Here is a 16,484-nt window from a genome sequence, read left to right on the forward strand (position 1 = left end):
GTTCAATTTTCCCCCTGATAATTATGCTTGGTTACCTGTACGCCCACCAGCTGCTTTACTATTGCCTTGTTCTGCTTCTTTCGGCAAGTATAGCACTCATAATTATTCCTTCTATTTTGCATGTGGCCCGCAAGCGCCATTTGTACGATGATCTGGGCCATTTCAGGAAGCAGCACGACCACGGTATACCCCGTTTGGGCGGGGTGGCCATGTTTGCAGGTTTCATCATTACCGTGCTGATGCTGGGCGTTGGCAGTAACAGTTTATCCGTAAATTACCTGATATCCGCCTGTATTGTGCTTTTGGCCCTGGGTTTAAAAGACGATCTGCATGGGGTTAACCCGTCTACTAAATTTTTGGTTCAATCGGTCATCGCTTTTATTTTGGTGATTGGCGGCGATATCCGCTTAACTGACCTGCTTGGCTTTTTAGGCTTACACCAGTTGCCTTACCTTATAAGTGCAGTACTTTCCATTTTTAGTATCATACTGGTGATGAATGCCTTTAACCTGATTGATGGTATAAACGGGCTTGCCGGTTCACTAAGCCTGATGGCCAATGTTACTTTCGCCGTATTCTTTATTCACATCGGGCAGTACCAGCTGGCGGCACTGGCTTTAGCCATGGTAGGGGCCGTGTTTGGTTTTTTGAAGTATAACATTACGCCTGCAAAATTATTTATGGGCGATACAGGTTCGATGCTTATCGGCTTGATTTCAGTTATTCTGGGTATCGAGGCCATAAATTACAGCCGGCATGTGCCTGCAGATTTTCAGGTTTCATTCTCCGTTCCGGCGTTGGTGGCGGCGGCTTTAATAACACCCCTGTTTGATACGGCCTGTGTAATAGTTATCAGGTTAACTAATGGCACATCCCCTTTCAGGGCAGATCGCAATCATATACATCACCGCTTGTTAAAGCTCCGGTTTTCGCACTTGCAGGCCACCTTTTTGCTGATAGCCATCAATATTGCAGTTATAGTATTGGTGGTATTTTCCGGTATCAGCAATACACTGGTCGCTGTAACGGGTATAGTGGGCGTATACTCGCTGCTAAACTGGTTACTGGTATTTTTGTTAAGATCAAAAAAGCGGGAAAACCTTGCCCTGCGTAACCTTTTCGTGTAGTTTTTCATGACAGCCGGCTGGCTTAACGCCAGCACCTGGTTAACGGGGTATTACTTACCTTTGCTTTATGAAAATTGCCATTAACGGATTTGGCCGTATCGGCCGTATCTTTCTCCGGAATATTATTGTGCAGCACGAAATTGAAGTGGTTGCCATTAATGATGTAACCGACAGTTATACCCTGGCGCATTTATTCAAATATGACTCGGTACACCGCAGTTTTAAGGGTACGGTTAACGCCGATGAAAGGCATTTGTATGTTAACGGTAAAGCCATACAGGTATTAGCCGAAAAAGATCCGGCCCGGTTGCCCTGGAAGCGTCTGGGTGTGGAGCTGGTGATTGAATGTACCGGTAAATTTACGTCTCGCGAGGGGGCATCCGGGCATTTGCGGGCCGGGGCAGCACAGGTAATTATTTCGGCACCCAGCGCTGACAAGGATATACCTGCTGTGGTATTGGGCGTAAACGATGACCGGGTGGATTTTACCTCGCCGCTATTGTCCAACGCATCCTGCACCACCAACAATGTGGCCACTATGGTAAAGGTGTTAAATGACGGATGGGGAATTAAGGATGGTTACATTACCACCGTACACTCCATGACCGGCGACCAGAACCTGCACGATGCGCCGCATAAGGATCTAAGGCGCGCACGGGCGGCCTCGGCCTCTATTATACCCACTACTACGGGGGCAGCCAAAGCCATTACCTCTATCTTTCCGCACCTGGAAGGCAGATTGGGCGGCGCGGGCATACGCGTGCCGGTGCTTAACGGCTCATTAACAGATTTTACCTGCACACTGTTAAGGCCCGCAACCGTGCAGGATATTAACGCAGCCTTTAAAACCACGTCAACAGGGGCAATGCACAACATATTGGAATATACCGAAGACCCGATTGTGTCTACCGATATTCTGGACAACCCGCACAGCTGCATATTTGATGCACAGCTTACCTCTGTGGTGGGGGGCCTGGTTAAAGTAGTGGGCTGGTATGATAACGAGATGGGCTACGCCAGCCGGTTAACTGACTTGGTGCTGCGATTGCAGCAGGTGCGGAAAAGCATACCAAGCCTTGCTTAAGGTTTGGTATAAACAATATCGGTGGTACCTGTAACCGGTACAGAATTTTGGTCGTTGTAGGTAAAGTAGGCGCTATGGGTAATTACATCCCTACGTTTAAGCAGGGCGTTCAGTGCCTGGTCGGCAGCGGTTTTGCCGCCTAAATAATACTGGTAAAAATACAGTACCCGGTTAATTTTTAAGTTGGTATAATTAGAGCCGTTAATTACCGTATCGGTTTTTGATTGCAGTGTAAGGTTGTTCAGGTTTGATTCCAGATAATCATACACCTGCATGCCCTCTTTGTTATAGGTACTCATCAATACGCCATCCAGTGCAGTGCCTTTAAAGCTCTCGTTAAAACGTATACCCCATGCCTGGGCATAATCGTCACTGCGCACAATCAGCGTTATGCGTTCGTAATAAGTCATCAATAATACCGAATCCAATACCTGGTTGGTCTGATAGTCCTTGTACCTGTCCACCACTACTTTCTGTGCATCGGCGCGGAAACGGACATCATACTGTTTAGTAGGCTCAAAACTTTGGGTAGCGGGCATATCGCCGTCGCCACCGGTGGTTTTATGACAGCCCGCAGCAATTAAGCATAAAACCACGCCTGTAAGTATATATCTAATCATTATCTTCAACTATTACAAAAAGCAATTAACTGTTACTGCAATATTTATGCCTTGCTATACAATATAGCTTTTAATCGTATTTTACTGCTGTGTGTTGGCTATACATACGGTATAAGGACAAAAAAAATTTTTACTGTGGAAAATGTTACTCAACTTATGATAAAGTTTATTACAGCAGATGAGGTGCTGGCCATACGTAACCAGGTATTACGCGAAGGCCACCTTCCCTTAAACGAATGCCGGTTTGCCACTGATACGTTGCCGGGCAGTTTTCATTTGGGCTATTTTAATCAGGAGGCGCTGGTATGTATTGTATCTTTTCACCTGCAAAACTACCCCAACATAGCCGGCACCGGTTATCAGCTCAGGGGAATGGCATCACTGCCTGAGTATCAGGGCAAGGGTATTGGTACACAACTGGTTGATTATGCCATTAACTATCTAAAGCAGCAGCAGGCGGATCATGTATGGTGCAACGCGCGTAAAAAGGCTATGCCATTTTACGAACGGCTGGGCTTTAGCGTAATGTCTGATGAGTTTGAGGTGCCGGGTATCGGGCCGCATTTCGCGATGTGCCTGCAGCTCAAACAAACCACGCCGGGCACTGTCATATAGCTTTATGCCTCAACATTCATGAATTTACATTTATTTTTATGAATTTGGCGGCCTCAATGTTTACCGACTTCAATAAGCACCATGAAAACAATTGATCAAACCAATTTTGCCGGAAAGAAAGCCGTAGTACGGGTAGATTTTAACGTACCGCTGGATGCGGCATACCATATTACCGACGACAAGCGCATTACCGCCGCTCTGCCTACTATTCAGAAGATACTGAAGGATGGCGGCGCTGTAATTCTGATGTCGCACCTGGGCAGGCCGAAAGAAGGCCCGACCGAAAAATACTCGCTGAAGCACCTGGTGCCGCACCTGTCTGAATTATTAGGCCAGGATGTGCAGTTTGCAGATGATTGTATTGGTGAGCAGGCCGTTCAAAAGGCAGCGGCCTTGCAAGGCGGCCAGGTATTACTGCTGGAAAACCTGCGTTTTTATAAAGAAGAAGAAAAAGGCGATAAAGCATTTGCCGAAAAGCTGGCCAAATTAGGTGATGTATATGTAAACGATGCCTTTGGCACCGCGCACCGCGCCCATGCTTCAACGGCTATTATTGCACAATTCTTCCCTGCTGAAAAATATTTTGGTTACCTGATGGCTTCCGAATTGGAAAATGCGGAAAAAGTGTTGAACGGCGCGGCCAAACCTTTTACCGCTATCATGGGCGGCGCTAAGGTATCCGACAAAATTGAGCTGATTGAAAGCCTGCTGGAAAAGGTGGATAACCTGATTGTAGGCGGCGGCATGGCTTATACCTTCGCCAAGGCGCAGGGCGGCCAGATTGGTAAATCACTGGTAGAAGAAGATAAACTGGATCTGGCGAAAAGTTTAATCCAGAAAGCGAAGGATAAAGGGGTAAACTTGTTATTACCAACGGACTCTATAATTGCCGATAATTTTTCTAACGAGGCCAATACGGCTACCGCACCGAATGACAACATTAAAGAAGGATGGATGGGGCTGGATATCGGCCCGGATACCATTAAGGCGTTCAGCAAGGTGGTAGAAGAATCAAAGACCATTTTATGGAACGGCCCGATGGGCGTGTTCGAGATGGAAAAATTTGAAAAAGGCACCAAAGCCATTGCCGATGCCGTAGTAAAAGCCACCCAAAACGGTGCGTTCTCGCTCATCGGCGGCGGCGACTCGGCTGCTGCCGTAGCCAAATTCGGTTTGGTGGATGACGTAAGCTATGTTTCCACCGGCGGTGGCGCATTGCTGGAATATATGGAAGGCAAGGAATTGCCCGGGGTAAAGGCCATTAATGAATAACAAGCGTTATTTAATACATTTGAAAGGCAAGTATTAACTTGCCTTTTTTTATTTTTAAAGCTAACTTTAAACTGTTATGCCTCAAATTGTACTCACCTACGAAAAGCCCGAAACGCTGAAACTGTTAAAAAGCCTGGCAAAATATTTAGGGTTCAATATCGCTGCTAAAGGAAAAATGAAAAAGCAGCCGGACTGCATTAATGGCGTGTCGGTACTGCCTGCGGATGAAAGTGCCAGTCTCGATGATGTAAGAAAAATATTTACGGGCAGGAACATTGATGCTGTGCAGCTAAGAAAAGAAGCCTGGCGTAGAAAGAAGTAATTTTTAATGCAAACTATGAAATTATAGCTGCTACAGAAATAATCGCCTGAATGCCGCTGTTGACTTACAATATAAATGACTACCGGTTTATCAAAAATCTTCAGCTTTACAACTATTAAATTTTCTCACTATGAAATATATCTACACCCTATTACTTTTTGTACTTACCATCAGCGTTCAGGCCCAGCCCAGTAATCCTGATGCGGCTTATGTAAAGGAAAACTATACCAAATACGAATACCAGGTACCCATGCGCGATGGTAAGAAGCTCTTTACCTCGGTATATGTGCCCAAAGACCAGTCGAAGAAATACCCCATCATGATGGACCGTACCTGCTACAGCGTAGCGCCGTATGGGGCCGATAAGTACAAGGGCAGCCTGGGGCCGTCGCCGCTGTTTCTGCACGATGGCTATATCTTCGTTTACCAGGATGTGCGCGGCCGCTGGATGAGCGAAGGCATCTACGAGGAAATGACCCCGGAAAGGGAAGTGCATAAAACCAGGCAGGATACAGACGAAGGCACCGACACCTATGACACCATTGACTGGCTGATCAAGAACCTGCCCAATAACAATGGCAAGGTAGGCGTATGGGGTATTTCTTATCCCGGCTTTTACACCACTACCTCGCTGCTGAGCCGCCACCCGGCACTGGCTGCCGCATCGCCGCAGGCGCCCATTGCCGATTTATACCGCGATGATGCCTTCCATAACGGTGCTTTTATGCTGGTGGCCAACTTCGGCTTTTATCCCGGTTTTACCAACCGGCAGGATGATAAGCCTACCCAGCGCCGCGGCGGCCGCTTTGATGCCGGCACCAATGATGGTTATGAATTTTTCTTGCGTATGGCCACCATGTCCAACACCAACAAGCTGTATTTTAAAGATACCATCCGCCTGTGGAACGAAATGCTGGACCACCCCAATTATGACCAGCACTGGAAGGACCGTAATGTGCTGACACACCTGCACGACATCAAAACGCCAACGCTGGTAACCGGCGGCTGGTACGATGCAGAGGATTTGTATGGTGCCATTAACACCTACAAAACATTAGTAGCCAAGAACCCGCAAACGCCGGTCTACTTTGCGATGGGCCCCTGGGTGCATGGCGGCTGGGCACGCGGCGCAGGCGACCACCTGGGCGATGTGGACTTTGGCGGGGCTACCGGGCCGCACTATCGTGAAAATATTGAGTTTAATTTTTTCAGCCATTACCTGAAGGGTACACCTTTGAAGGAACTGCCTAAGGTGTCTACCTTTGAAACCGGTGCCAACCAGTGGAAACAGTACAATACCTGGCCGCCAAGAGAGGCGGAGGAAAAGAACCTGTACCTGCTGCCCGGCGGCAGGCTGTCGTTCACCGCGCCTGCGGCTGGCGGTAACGGCTTCGACCAGTATGTATCAGACCCGGCGCACCCGGTGCCTTTCTATGAGGGTGTGGATAACGACATGACCCGCGAGTACATGACCGGCGACCAGCGCTTTGCCGCCCGCCGCCCCGATGTGCTGACCTACCAGACCGATGTACTGGATAAGGACATGACCTTAGCCGGAAACATCTGGGCCAACCTGAAGGTAGCCACCACCGGCACCGATGCCGATTACGTGGTAAAGGTAATTGACGTATACCCTGACTCTACCCGGAACAACAAATGGACTTCCAAAAACCAGCAGCTAAGCGGCTACCAGCAAATGGTGCGTAGCGAGGCTATGCGCGGGAAGTTCCGCAACGGGTTTGACAAGCCGCAGGCCTTTGTGCCTAACCAGGTAACGCCCGTAAACTTTGAGTTGCAGGATGTGCTGCACACCTTCAAAAAAGGCCACCGCATTATGGTGCAGGTACAAAGCACCTGGTTCCCGCTGATTGACCGCAACACCCAGCAGTTTCAGGATTTGATGAAGGCTAAGACGGAAGATTTTAAGAAGGAAATTGAGCGGGTATATACTTCAAAAATGCATCCGAGCTTTTTGAAGGTGAGGGTGATGTAATCGTATGGGTATGGGACAGTTTACTGTCCTATGTTTGTCCCAAAAGTATCTCAGGATTTTTGACCGAAAGCACCTTAGCTGATTGTAAAGTGCGTTTTTGGCTACTGTCCCGCTGTGGGAAAGGTGGGACACTTTTGAAATATGGGTGTTACTTTTTAAGCATTTTTTGTTGGCGATAGCCACAGACTACAGGCATACTGGGTGGGGGGGTATAAACTACCGACAAAAAGTTAAGTGCTTCAGATATTTTATAACTACATCTTCGTCTTCAGGTGTGCGTATTAAACGCTTTTGTTTATTGTGTTGAAAAGACGAGTATGAGATGACAATTAGAGTTACATTGTTTGCCATTAAGAGGTCCTTTTTGCGTTTGTCGTAAATAATTCTTTGTTTACCTCTATCTACTCCGCTTACTGTTAATATATTGGATTTGTCAAAAAAACTTACACTTTCAGTGTGTTGCTTTTCGTGGTATTCTATAACAAGATTTAGTTCTTTATAGTATGCATCAACTGGAAGCTTACGTACACTTCCCTTTTCATTTGGATCGCCAACCAAATAATCAAACTTATGCTGCTTGGACGATTTTAGACCTAAAACTTTATCACAAATATCTAAAATATAAAGCTCGTCTTTGTAACTGCTATTTTGCTTACACTTAATTTTTACAGTATTTGTTGTTTTTGGCAATAGTTTATCCACACTTGATCCTGCCAATGCCACAAGTGCTCCGCTTCGAATAAACAAACGCGAGTATTTTTTTGTTCTTCGGTGTATCTGAAATGCGGTAATTAGAGAACCATCGGCTTTTTTATACCACTTATTACAATTTAAAAAAGTAGCGATTTGCTGCGTAGTTATACTTCGCTGCTCTTGTTTTAATACTTTCTCAATGGCATCATGTAAGGTCATGAAGAAAAATTTGGTAACGTTTTAATAATTTATAAATGTATAAGCTCATTACTTTTACACTATCTGTAATAAGTAGTAAATGTAATCACTTAAATCAAATATATCCATAGTGCTACTGCAAGCGTCCCGCTTGTGGTTAACAGCTTTATTATATAAATCACAAGCGGCAGCGGGCAGGCACTAAACAATTAAATAACCAAAAATCCCAACATCAATGTACATCTCTTGTAGAAATCTTATTTGTTGTGCGCTTATACTCTGCTTTGGCGCATGTAAGCCTAAACCGCACATTAAAAAAAGTGCAAATTTTGGTATAGCTCAATTAAAGACGGATGACAGCGAATTTCTGGCATTAAAAGATACGGCTCAGCATCACTTATCCATGTTTGTTGATAGCCTGGCACAACATGGTGAGGACATTCAAAATTACCGGTTTGCTGCCAAGTCTGATTATGTAGAACATGGTAAGCACGAGCACATGTGGTCGCAGATCACCGGGTACAAAAATGGCCGGTTCTTTGGTGTTTTTGTTGATTCTGCTTTTGTGCTCAAGAATATAAAAAAGGGAGATCAGGTAAGTATAGCGGCAAAAGACATAGAAGACTGGTCAATCTACAATTACCAAACCCGGCACGCTACAGGTGATTTTTCTGATGCTTATCTTAAAAGTAAAGCTGCCAAATAAAGTTTTGCTTTATCTGCCTGCGGGTGATGTTATCACCCGCAGGCAGATGTTAAATCATCACTGGTTCAGGCTGTTCATAAATTGCTCCGGGTACCGGGTACCCGATGCGCTTCCGGCCGGCATCATGGCTTCAATACGTTGCAGATCTTCTTGGGTAAGCTGCACCTGTTCAGCCGCAATGTTGGCTTCCAGGTTCTTGATTCGCCGGGTGCCGGGTATGGTAATCACATCGTCGCCCTGAGCCAGCACCCAGGCAATGGCCAGTTGCGAAGGCGTACAGCCTTTTTCTGCCGCAAGTGTGCCTATCTTTTCTACCAGTTCTAAATTTTTGTAAAAGTTTTCACCCTGGTAGCGCGGCATAGCGGCTCTGCTGTCTTTAATGTCCTCCGGCTTTTTGTACTCCCCGCTCAAGAATCCCCGGCTCAATGGCGCGTAAGCCACCAAACCAATACCCAGTTCCCGCAGGGCGGGCAGTACCTCCGCTTCAATATCGCGCGACCATAACGAGTACTCTATCTGCAGCGCCGTAACAGGGTGAACGGCCGCGGCTCTCCGCATGCTTTCGGCAGAGGCCTCAGATAAGCCTATATAGCGGATAACGCCTTTCTGCACCATATCTGCCAGGGCGCCTACCGTTTCCTCCACCGGCACATCAGGGTCTACACGGGCAGGCGTATAAAGGTCTATGTAGTCGGTTTTAAGGCGTTGCAAGCTATGCATAACGGCATTGCGCAGGTAATCCGGATGGCCATTTGTTGGTCCGCGCCCCATGGTGCCATTAGGGCCGGGGGCAACCATTTGTCCGCTCTTTACGGAGAGGAAAGCCTGATCGCGTCTGTCATGAATCGCCTGTCCGATCAGCAATTCGTTGTGGCCCGATAAATAATAATCAGCAGTATCTAAAAAGTTATGCCCCAGTTCAAGCGCCCGCTGTATGGTAGCAATGGATTGCTGATCATCCGATTGCCCGTATGCGCCCGACATGCCCATGCAGCCTAAGCCTACCGCTGAAACTGAAGGGCCGTTTTTTCCTAATGTTCTGTTCATCGCTTATGTGATTTTAACTATAAGCAAAGTTCAGGATAACCACACAGCTAATGCCGGACGAAAACTGTTAATTTCCGGACAAATCCTGAAAAAAATCAGCAACAGTTTTACCGGTAACCTTTTTAAATAATCTTGAGAAGTAATCGGGATCATTAAAACCCAGCTCAAAGGCAAGCTCCTTAACGGTAGATCGTTCGCCGTAGTACAGGCGCCGCCTTGCTTCTAAGATGAGGCGGTTGGTGATAAACTCCTTAGGCGACCGGCCAGAAAACTGTTTTACAATCTGGTACAGGCTATCGGTGCTGAGTGCCAGCTGCTCTGCAATATCTTTAATGGAAGGATGATTGATGAGGTTATTCTCTACAAATACCTTGAAGCCGATGTACTTGGTGAGTTTGTCATCCGCCGGTTTTTGCTGCGCTGTAAAATAAGCAGTATTAATTTCAGTAAGCAGGCTGTTGAGGTGGGCCAGGATGAGTTCAGGCTCAGTTTCAGGCGTGCTTAATAAACCCGAAAGCAGCTCAAAGATTGCTTTGAGCCTGCCGGCGGCAACAGGTGCAAAGCTGATTTTGTGCTGGTTGAGCGGGTTAAGAAGAAAAGGATATTGTTTTGGCAAACGGGAAAGGCATTCTTCATCAAAACCCAATTTGTAATAATCGTTGCCATGCAAGGCAGCCGGCAATTGCTGAATTTGGTTAGGTAAGCAGAAAAGCAAATCGTGCTTTTCAACGTCAAACTTCTCCAGATCAACGCTGTGCCGGGTGCAGCCATCCAGCACAAAGAGAAAAAAGTAGTAAGGCAAGCGGTGGGTGAGGCCATACTTTTCTGCACCTTCCGGCGATAAGTGACCAAAATCAGGCGAAACGATCCTTATCGGCAGCTGGTTATTCTGGCTAAAGTTCTCAGGCAGCGAGTCGGTGCTTCCCATAGCTAACTAAATGTTATTAAAATTTGTTAATTAAAGTTACATGATCTGCTGCACAAAGGCAAATACGTTAGGCAGCAGCTATCGTTTGCTGCCATCAGCAACAGCCACGGGACACTTGCAGCAGTGACCAGGAAGCAGAAAGATTAGAAATTCTGTTGCCTGTGGCACGGTGATAATAACACCAGTGTCCGGCAGCACAAAAGGGCATTAAATGGTACAACTAAAAGCTCTAAAAAGTGTAAACCCTGCTTTTTTTTAAAATATTGACTATGAGAGGTTTAAATGCTAATTTTTTTGAAAAGTGTAAACTTTGCCTTTACACTTTTCAGCGTCGATAAAGGAGGTACATTACCCTTAGCCGGAAGGCAGCGATCAGGAATTACTAAACTTGTTTCAGCATAATGTGAGGAGGGGCATCTAAGCTTAAAAGCCTTCTGAACACTGGTGGTGGTATCGCCGCGCCACGGATAAACTAAACCTTTGTTGCATACGATCCGCATTTTCGGCTAACACAAACCGTATTCAGGCTAAATCTGTTGTGAGGTTAATGCTGAGTTTTGTATAAACAAAATAACAGAAACTATGAAAGCGATTAGAGTTAATGAATTTGGAGGCCCGGAAGTAATGCAACTGGAAGAAGTGGAATGCCCGGTTCCGGCAGCCGATGAGATTTTAGTGAAAATGTATGCCAGCAGTGTTAACCCTGCCGATTACATTATCCGCGAGGGTGGCAATGAGGCGTTGCGGTCTTTTTTGAAGCTGCCGCTGGGCCTGGGTTTAGATGCCGCAGGTATAGTGGAAGAAACCGGCAGCGAGGTTACCCAATTTAAAAAAGGCGACAAGGTATACGGGGTGCCTAATTTTCCCGGCGATGGCGGTTATGCCGAATACATTGTTGCAAAGGCCAGCCAGTTTGATGTAATGCCGCAAAACATTACCTTTAACGAGGCCGGTGCGCTGCCTTCCTGTGCGCTGATTGCCTGGAACGGTATTGTAGATATGGGTAAGATACAACCGGGCCAGCGGGTGCTTATTCATGGCGCGGCAGGCGGCGTAGGCAACCTGGCGGTACAGATAGCCAAAGCCAAAGGCGCCTATGTAATTGGCACGGCATCAGCCTCTAACCATGATTTTTTGAAAGAGTTAGGTGCCGATGAGGTAATTGATTATAATCACCAGCGTTTTGAGGAACTGCTGCGCAATGTTGATTTGGTATTTAACGCCTCTCCCGTTCGCGACAGCAGCATCAGGTTTAAATCAGTTGACGTAATTAAAGAGGGCGGTATTTATGTATGTACCCATTTGGACCAGCCTCTTGAGCAGGAGTTTTTAGATGCCTTAGCCAAAAAGAATGCTACCGGAACAATGGTGGGCGGCGGAAGCATAACCACCTATACTTCATCACTGAGCGGTACTACCCAACTCATAAACGAGGGTAAGCTAAAAGCGATAGTAAGCAAAGTGTACCCGCTGGCAAAGGTGGCCGATGCACACCGCGAAAGTGAAACCAAACACGTGCGCGGTAAAATTGTACTGGAGATAAGAAAAGAAAGCTAATGCAGGTAACGCGTTTTAAAGCCATCAGCGAGTTTTATCAGTTCAGGCAAATGCCTAAACCCGGGCATCCGCTTATCAGTGTACTCAAACTGGAAACAGTTGAAGCGCTGCGATTAAGCGAACCTGCATCGTGGGTTTATGACTTTTATTGTATCGGCCTCAAGAAGGTAGCTAATGTACAAGAGATTAAGCTTAAGTACGGGCAGCAAACGTATGATTATGATGAGGGTGTCTTATCATTTGTGGCCCCCAATCAGGTAATGAGTCTCTCTGTTAATAAAAACGCGGCACAACTTAAGCAATCAGGATGGATGCTGTTCATCCATCCTGATTTTCTGTGGAACACGCCCCTGGCCAGTACCATAAAGCACTATAACTTCTGGGATTACTCGGTAAATGAAGCTTTGTTTGTGTCTGAAAAAGAGGAAGGTGTGCTGGTAGACATCATTAAAAACATCCGGCAGGAAAGCCATGCTAATATCGATAAGTTTAGTAAGGGCATTATCATTTCGCATATCGAAACCCTGCTCAACTATGCCGACCGCTATTATCATCGCCAGTTTATTACCCGCGAGAAAGCCAATCACCAGGTACTCGAACGTTTGGCGCACCTGCTGGATGCGCATTTTAACAGTGATGAATTAATGTCGAAGGGTATCCCTACAGTTGGAAGCGTGGCACAGGCATTAAACTTAACCCCAGGTTACCTGAGCAGTTTGCTAAAAGTGCTTACCGGGCAAAACACCCAGCAGCATATTCACGAAAAGCTGATTGAAAAGGCCAAAGAAAAGTTGTCAACCACCAGCCTGTCAGTAAGCGAGATTGCCTATGCGATGGGCTTTGAGCATCTGCAATCCTTCAGCAAATTGTTCAAAACCAAAACCAGCCAGTCGCCTTTGGATTTCCGGCAGTCATTTAACTGATAAGCGTTGTAGGCAAATCTGCTTATATTTGCCTGTATGAGCCAACCCAATAACCCCCTGCACGGCAAAACACTGGACGCCATTTTAAACGAACTGGTAGCCAGATACGGCTGGGCCGAACTGGGTTACCGCATCCGTATCAACTGCTTTCTGGATAATCCTTCGGTAAATTCCAGCCTTAAGTTTTTGCGTAAAACAGAGTGGGCGAGGAAGAAGGTGGAGGAATTATATGTGAAATCGACAACATGACGAAATATAACCGCCGCGCGATATTGCAAGGAACGGGCGCCATCCCGTAGCTGTCCTTGTTCGCTTAGTTTACTACAATATTGCTTCGTCCCTGGCAATGACACGGTTGGGTTAGCTTTATAGTAAATGCCCAAGATTTCTCTCTGCGGTCGGAATAACTAAATTAAGACAGACTTTCTCAACCACATTTCAATCCAAATGCCGCTCTTTCATCAAATCCGTTTCCTTACCGGTTAAGGCAGCTACGGCATAATTGTAATTTCCGGTGATGTTCAGTTCATCAATCGCCGTTACCAGGTTACCGTACTTAGAATGATCGGAAGGCTTTACCACAACGATTAAATTTTTGCCGGTAGCTTGGCGTACTTGCTGCTTCAACTGCAACAGCAGGTGCCGCAACGATTTGCCGCTTACATCTACTATCTGCGGTTCGGCCAGCGGCTTATCGGCCATTCCCCTAAACACGTAAGCCTGATTTTTGCTGCCCAGGCATAAGGTAAGCGTTCTGTATGCTGCTACCGGATCAGGCTCATCACCTACAGGCATCGCCAAATCCATCGCCTTAGGTTTAGACAGTGTGGTGGTCAGCATAAAGAAAGTAACTAATAGAAAGGCAAGGTCAACCATTGCGGTAAGGTCAACCCGTAGCGAGGCGCTGTTTCTGCCTGGCTTTTCAGATGCAACTAATTCGGCCATAACAATAAATTTTAGATGATTATTTGGTTTAATATCAATATAACCACTAAAATATGTAATTGATTTACTTAATAAGAATTTAATTTTGAAAAAATTTATTTATCAGAATTTAATTCTCAAAATAACAGCGTTGAGTTACAAAAGTAAAGGCAACGGTAAGGTGCATAAAAAAATATTGGTCGTAACGGCGTAAGTCGCCACGCTGGGTACCGGCCACACCAGTGTATACGCCTGTGCGCTCACCCGAACGGTCGGCCAGTGCACGTGATACGTTGTTATTTAGTAAAGTTCTGTCGGCATACAAACCGCTTACATCATCCAGGTAGTCGGTATTGGGCCTGCGGTAGCCAATATCGGCACCTAAAGTAATTTTACCGGCAATGTTGTATTTAACACCTGCACCGTAGGGTATAGTAAGCACCTTATTGTTGTATTGCCGGCTTTGCCCTTCGGTGGTAAGTGGGCGCAAATAGTACATATCTCCCTGATAAACGGTACGCGGATTAAAATGTACCATGCCTATGCCGGCATATATATAAGGGGTAAAGCGGCTTTTGCTTACGTCAGGAATGTACTTAAAAAAGTTCAGTTCGCCAATCAGGCTTATTTCGTCCAGCCGACTGTAAAAGCTAAGGTTACGGTTGTATAATTGTGCATTATCAGATTCGCGGTCATCTGCGCCAATACGCCCCACTGCTGCATTGGCCTTTAAAGATAAATAACCGTTAAAATTGCGCTTAATATAACCTCCGGCACTGGCACCGCTAAACTTTACCGGATTGGTGGGGTTTAAATCGCCAATATAGCCTGCACCTCCGCCCATAAAGCCAATTTCCCAGGTTTGGGCTTTTGCGTTAAAGTTAATGAACAGTAAAATTGCAGCTAACCAGAGTTTGGGCATCAAGCAAATTTAGTAATTGCGGGCATCTAAACCCCACAATAATTTGCTTCTTAACGTTGCCAGGTAACTTTCATTATTCAGGCGGATCAAATTCAGTTTAAAATTAGCTTTACAAACATCCAGCTTGATAGAATCCTCAATCACCTCCGTATGCGAATCGCAGGATACCAGGTAATTGGCACTGCGGGTTTCTACCTCAAAGGATAGCACGGCATCATCCGGCAAGATGATTGGCCTTACATTAAGATTGTGGGGCGACACCGGTGTTACCGCAATGCTGTTGGCTTGCGGATATATGATAGGCCCCCCGCAACTAAGCGAGTAAGCGGTAGAACCGGTAGCCGTAGAAATGATAATGCCATCGCCCCAATATGAATTCAGAAATTCGCCGTTAAGATAAGCATGCATGGTAATCATGGCGGCATCATCCCGCTTATGAATGGTAACATCGTTAAGGGCAAAATTACAGTCGCCGAACAACTGCGGTTCTGATTTAACCTGGAGTAATGTACGGCTGTCTAACGTATACTGGTTAGTAACCAAGGCATGAACCGCGGCAGCAATATCATTTTTGTTTACACTGGCCAAAAAGCCTAAGCGGCCAAAGTTTATACCCACTACCGGTATGCCGCTGTCGCGTATAATGCTTACTGTGTCCAGCAGGGTACCATCACCGCCCACGCTGATAAACAGGTCGATATAGCCTTTAAGCTGCTGGTCGGCGCTGAGGTTTGTGTAGGTAACCGTATTAATTTTATCCTGAAGGAAACCGTAAAGTTGCCGGTGCACACAAATTTCTACCTGATGCGATGCCAGGCTATCAAACAGTTCCTGCACAAACGGCAATCCCGAATCATTAAACTGCCTGCCGTATACTGCTACTCTCATGGTTAAAAATCAAGATAATTCATGAAAGAGTTATAACGGTCGAAGGTGTCATCGTCATTATTTTCGCCATTGAATAGTGCTTTTACATCGTAATCATACCGCAAAAAAGCAGCATTAATGGCCGATAAATCGGTTTTATTCAATTTTAAGGTAACTTCCATCCGGGTAGAGTCAGCAAAAGAGCGCACGTAGGAACTTAGCACCTGCGCATTGTCCGATTCTACAATCTGGGCCATGTGGGCCAGCGAATTATTACGGCTGTCCACCTCCAGCACTACTACTCCGCCGGGTGCATCCGCAGCTGTAATTTCGGCAAAGTAATCGTTCATGCGGTTAAGGCTTACCACACCTAAATAGTTTTTGGCTGCACTTAATACCGGCACTAAGGTAAGCTGTTGTTCATGAAACAAGCGTATAACATCGTAGATGTGCTGGTCTTCGGTTACATAAGCCGTCATCAGGCCTATAGTAAGAGAACTTACCAGTTCCTGGGGACCATGTTGAAATAAGTCGCTTTCGGTAATCATGCCTGTAAACTGCTGTTCATTAGTCACCGGCATGTGCCGTACCCGAAATTCCACCATACGGTCCAATACTTTTTGCACCGTATCCTCAAGATGGACAGGCAATACAGCGTCGGTAACTAATTCAATAGCCAGCATACC

General features: G+C 46.1%; 18 protein-coding genes. 10 read left to right on the top strand and 8 right to left on the bottom strand.

The genetic code is table 11. From position 1 onward, the window contains the following. Positions 1-23: 23 nt before the first annotated feature. The gene (locus ACY652_RS13505) at positions 24-1,127 is read left to right on the top strand and encodes an MraY family glycosyltransferase (protein WP_462264907.1); all 1,104 of its coding nucleotides are present in this window, start codon (positions 24-26) and stop codon (positions 1,125-1,127) included. Positions 1,128-1,194: 67 nt separating this feature from the next. After that, the gene (gap, locus tag ACY652_RS13510; RefSeq protein ID WP_462264908.1) at positions 1,195-2,211 is read left to right on the top strand and encodes a type I glyceraldehyde-3-phosphate dehydrogenase; all 1,017 of its coding nucleotides are present in this window, start codon (positions 1,195-1,197) and stop codon (positions 2,209-2,211) included. Here the strand turns inward: gap and ACY652_RS13515 are convergent. Further along, positions 2,208-2,831 (bottom strand): hypothetical protein, encoded by a 624-nt coding sequence (locus ACY652_RS13515; RefSeq protein ID WP_462264909.1) that lies wholly within the window; start codon positions 2,829-2,831, stop codon positions 2,208-2,210. The two genes, gap and ACY652_RS13515, sit on opposite strands and share 4 nt — an antisense overlap. A 156-nt stretch (positions 2,832-2,987) precedes the next feature. Between ACY652_RS13515 and ACY652_RS13520 the strand changes: the two genes are divergently transcribed. The 4 genes from ACY652_RS13520 to ACY652_RS13535 all read left to right on the top strand — a co-directional run bounded on the left by ACY652_RS13520 (position 2,988) and on the right by ACY652_RS13535 (position 7,033). Then, positions 2,988-3,446 (top strand): GNAT family N-acetyltransferase, encoded by a 459-nt coding sequence (locus ACY652_RS13520; protein ID WP_462264910.1) that lies wholly within the window; start codon positions 2,988-2,990, stop codon positions 3,444-3,446. Positions 3,447-3,527: 81 nt separating this feature from the next. Continuing rightward, a complete protein-coding gene (locus ACY652_RS13525) occupies positions 3,528-4,718 on the top strand; it encodes a phosphoglycerate kinase (protein ID WP_462264911.1) in 1,191 nt (396 codons plus the stop codon). Between the two features lie 76 nt (positions 4,719-4,794). Next, entirely contained in the window at positions 4,795-5,040 is a 246-nt protein-coding gene (locus ACY652_RS13530; RefSeq protein WP_462264912.1) for a hypothetical protein, read from the top strand. Between the two features lie 130 nt (positions 5,041-5,170). Further along, a complete protein-coding gene (locus tag ACY652_RS13535; protein ID WP_462264913.1) occupies positions 5,171-7,033 on the top strand; it encodes a CocE/NonD family hydrolase in 1,863 nt (620 codons plus the stop codon). 216 nt (positions 7,034-7,249) lie between these two features. On the opposite strand, the gene ACY652_RS13540 is transcribed toward ACY652_RS13535, so the two are convergent. Next, positions 7,250-7,945, bottom strand: a complete 696-nt coding sequence (locus ACY652_RS13540; protein WP_462264914.1) for a hypothetical protein — start codon at positions 7,943-7,945, stop codon at positions 7,250-7,252. A gap of 214 nt (positions 7,946-8,159) precedes the next feature. Here ACY652_RS13540 and ACY652_RS13545 point away from each other — a divergent pair, with 214 nt between their 5' ends. After that, positions 8,160-8,630 carry a DUF2314 domain-containing protein gene (locus ACY652_RS13545; protein ID WP_462264915.1) on the top strand — a complete coding sequence of 157 codons (471 nt, stop codon included), beginning with the start codon at positions 8,160-8,162 and terminating at the stop codon, positions 8,628-8,630. A 57-nt stretch (positions 8,631-8,687) separates the two neighbouring features. Here the strand turns inward: ACY652_RS13545 and ACY652_RS13550 are convergent, their stop codons facing one another. Together ACY652_RS13550 and ACY652_RS13555 are read right to left on the bottom strand one after the other, a co-directional pair. Next, a complete protein-coding gene (locus ACY652_RS13550) occupies positions 8,688-9,677 on the bottom strand; it encodes an aldo/keto reductase (RefSeq protein WP_462264916.1) in 990 nt (329 codons plus the stop codon). A 67-nt stretch (positions 9,678-9,744) separates the two neighbouring features. Then, a complete protein-coding gene (locus ACY652_RS13555; protein ID WP_462264917.1) occupies positions 9,745-10,605 on the bottom strand; it encodes an AraC family transcriptional regulator in 861 nt (286 codons plus the stop codon). A gap of 582 nt (positions 10,606-11,187) precedes the next feature. Here ACY652_RS13555 and ACY652_RS13560 point away from each other — a divergent pair. Genes ACY652_RS13560 through ACY652_RS13570 form a run of 3 tightly spaced genes read left to right on the top strand, consistent with a single transcriptional unit; the run spans position 11,188 to position 13,334 of the window. Then, on the top strand, positions 11,188-12,162 hold the full coding sequence (locus tag ACY652_RS13560; RefSeq protein ID WP_462264918.1) for an NADP-dependent oxidoreductase: 975 nt from the start codon (positions 11,188-11,190) through the stop codon (positions 12,160-12,162). After that, the gene (locus ACY652_RS13565) at positions 12,162-13,085 is read left to right on the top strand and encodes a helix-turn-helix domain-containing protein (protein ID WP_462264919.1); all 924 of its coding nucleotides are present in this window, start codon (positions 12,162-12,164) and stop codon (positions 13,083-13,085) included. The genes ACY652_RS13560 and ACY652_RS13565 overlap by 1 nt, the downstream gene beginning before the upstream one ends. A 36-nt stretch (positions 13,086-13,121) precedes the next feature. Then, positions 13,122-13,334: a VF530 family protein gene (locus tag ACY652_RS13570; protein WP_462264920.1), complete on the top strand. Its 213-nt coding sequence runs from the start codon at positions 13,122-13,124 to the stop codon at positions 13,332-13,334. Positions 13,335-13,523: 189 nt separating this feature from the next. Here the strand turns inward: ACY652_RS13570 and ACY652_RS13575 are convergent, their stop codons facing one another. The 4 genes from ACY652_RS13575 to ACY652_RS13590 all read right to left on the bottom strand — a co-directional run bounded on the left by ACY652_RS13575 (position 13,524) and on the right by ACY652_RS13590 (position 16,481). After that, complete coding sequence (locus ACY652_RS13575) at positions 13,524-14,030, bottom strand: ExbD/TolR family protein (RefSeq protein ID WP_462264921.1); 507 nt, start codon at positions 14,028-14,030, stop codon at positions 13,524-13,526. A gap of 109 nt (positions 14,031-14,139) precedes the next feature. After that, positions 14,140-14,931: a type IX secretion system protein PorG gene (gene porG / locus ACY652_RS13580; RefSeq protein WP_462264922.1), complete on the bottom strand. Its 792-nt coding sequence runs from the start codon at positions 14,929-14,931 to the stop codon at positions 14,140-14,142. A gap of 9 nt (positions 14,932-14,940) precedes the next feature. After that, positions 14,941-15,819: an NAD kinase gene (locus ACY652_RS13585; protein WP_462264923.1), complete on the bottom strand. Its 879-nt coding sequence runs from the start codon at positions 15,817-15,819 to the stop codon at positions 14,941-14,943. 2 nt (positions 15,820-15,821) lie between these two features. Continuing rightward, the gene (locus ACY652_RS13590) at positions 15,822-16,481 is read right to left on the bottom strand and encodes a CBS domain-containing protein (protein WP_462264924.1); all 660 of its coding nucleotides are present in this window, start codon (positions 16,479-16,481) and stop codon (positions 15,822-15,824) included. Positions 16,482-16,484: the final 3 nt, after the last annotated feature.

This window comes from Mucilaginibacter sp., assembly GCF_965200995.1.
Taxonomy (GTDB): domain Bacteria; phylum Bacteroidota; class Bacteroidia; order Sphingobacteriales; family Sphingobacteriaceae; genus Mucilaginibacter.

What these genes read in the sequence shown, in the direction of transcription:
- ACY652_RS13530 (WP_462264912.1), top strand. Translation starts at nt 4,795, where the DNA reads ATGCCTCAAATTGTACTCACCTACGAAAAGCCCGAAACGCTGAAACTG.
- ACY652_RS13565 (WP_462264919.1), top strand. Translation starts at nt 12,162, where the DNA reads ATGCAGGTAACGCGTTTTAAAGCCATCAGCGAGTTTTATCAGTTCAGG.
- gap (WP_462264908.1), top strand. Translation starts at nt 1,195, where the DNA reads ATGAAAATTGCCATTAACGGATTTGGCCGTATCGGCCGTATCTTTCTC.
- ACY652_RS13570 (WP_462264920.1), top strand. Translation starts at nt 13,122, where the DNA reads ATGAGCCAACCCAATAACCCCCTGCACGGCAAAACACTGGACGCCATT.
- ACY652_RS13525 (WP_462264911.1), top strand. Translation starts at nt 3,528, where the DNA reads ATGAAAACAATTGATCAAACCAATTTTGCCGGAAAGAAAGCCGTAGTA.
- ACY652_RS13505 (WP_462264907.1), top strand. Translation starts at nt 24, where the DNA reads ATGCTTGGTTACCTGTACGCCCACCAGCTGCTTTACTATTGCCTTGTT.
- ACY652_RS13535 (WP_462264913.1), top strand. Translation starts at nt 5,171, where the DNA reads ATGAAATATATCTACACCCTATTACTTTTTGTACTTACCATCAGCGTT.
- ACY652_RS13520 (WP_462264910.1), top strand. Translation starts at nt 2,988, where the DNA reads ATGATAAAGTTTATTACAGCAGATGAGGTGCTGGCCATACGTAACCAG.
- ACY652_RS13590 (WP_462264924.1), bottom strand. Translation starts at nt 16,481, where the DNA reads ATGCTGGCTATTGAATTAGTTACCGACGCTGTATTGCCTGTCCATCTT.
- ACY652_RS13545 (WP_462264915.1), top strand. Translation starts at nt 8,160, where the DNA reads ATGTACATCTCTTGTAGAAATCTTATTTGTTGTGCGCTTATACTCTGC.
- ACY652_RS13555 (WP_462264917.1), bottom strand. Translation starts at nt 10,605, where the DNA reads ATGGGAAGCACCGACTCGCTGCCTGAGAACTTTAGCCAGAATAACCAG.
- porG (WP_462264922.1), bottom strand. Translation starts at nt 14,931, where the DNA reads ATGCCCAAACTCTGGTTAGCTGCAATTTTACTGTTCATTAACTTTAAC.
- ACY652_RS13540 (WP_462264914.1), bottom strand. Translation starts at nt 7,945, where the DNA reads ATGACCTTACATGATGCCATTGAGAAAGTATTAAAACAAGAGCAGCGA.
- ACY652_RS13575 (WP_462264921.1), bottom strand. Translation starts at nt 14,030, where the DNA reads ATGGCCGAATTAGTTGCATCTGAAAAGCCAGGCAGAAACAGCGCCTCG.
- ACY652_RS13550 (WP_462264916.1), bottom strand. Translation starts at nt 9,677, where the DNA reads ATGAACAGAACATTAGGAAAAAACGGCCCTTCAGTTTCAGCGGTAGGC.
- ACY652_RS13515 (WP_462264909.1), bottom strand. Translation starts at nt 2,831, where the DNA reads ATGATTAGATATATACTTACAGGCGTGGTTTTATGCTTAATTGCTGCG.
- ACY652_RS13585 (WP_462264923.1), bottom strand. Translation starts at nt 15,819, where the DNA reads ATGAGAGTAGCAGTATACGGCAGGCAGTTTAATGATTCGGGATTGCCG.
- ACY652_RS13560 (WP_462264918.1), top strand. Translation starts at nt 11,188, where the DNA reads ATGAAAGCGATTAGAGTTAATGAATTTGGAGGCCCGGAAGTAATGCAA.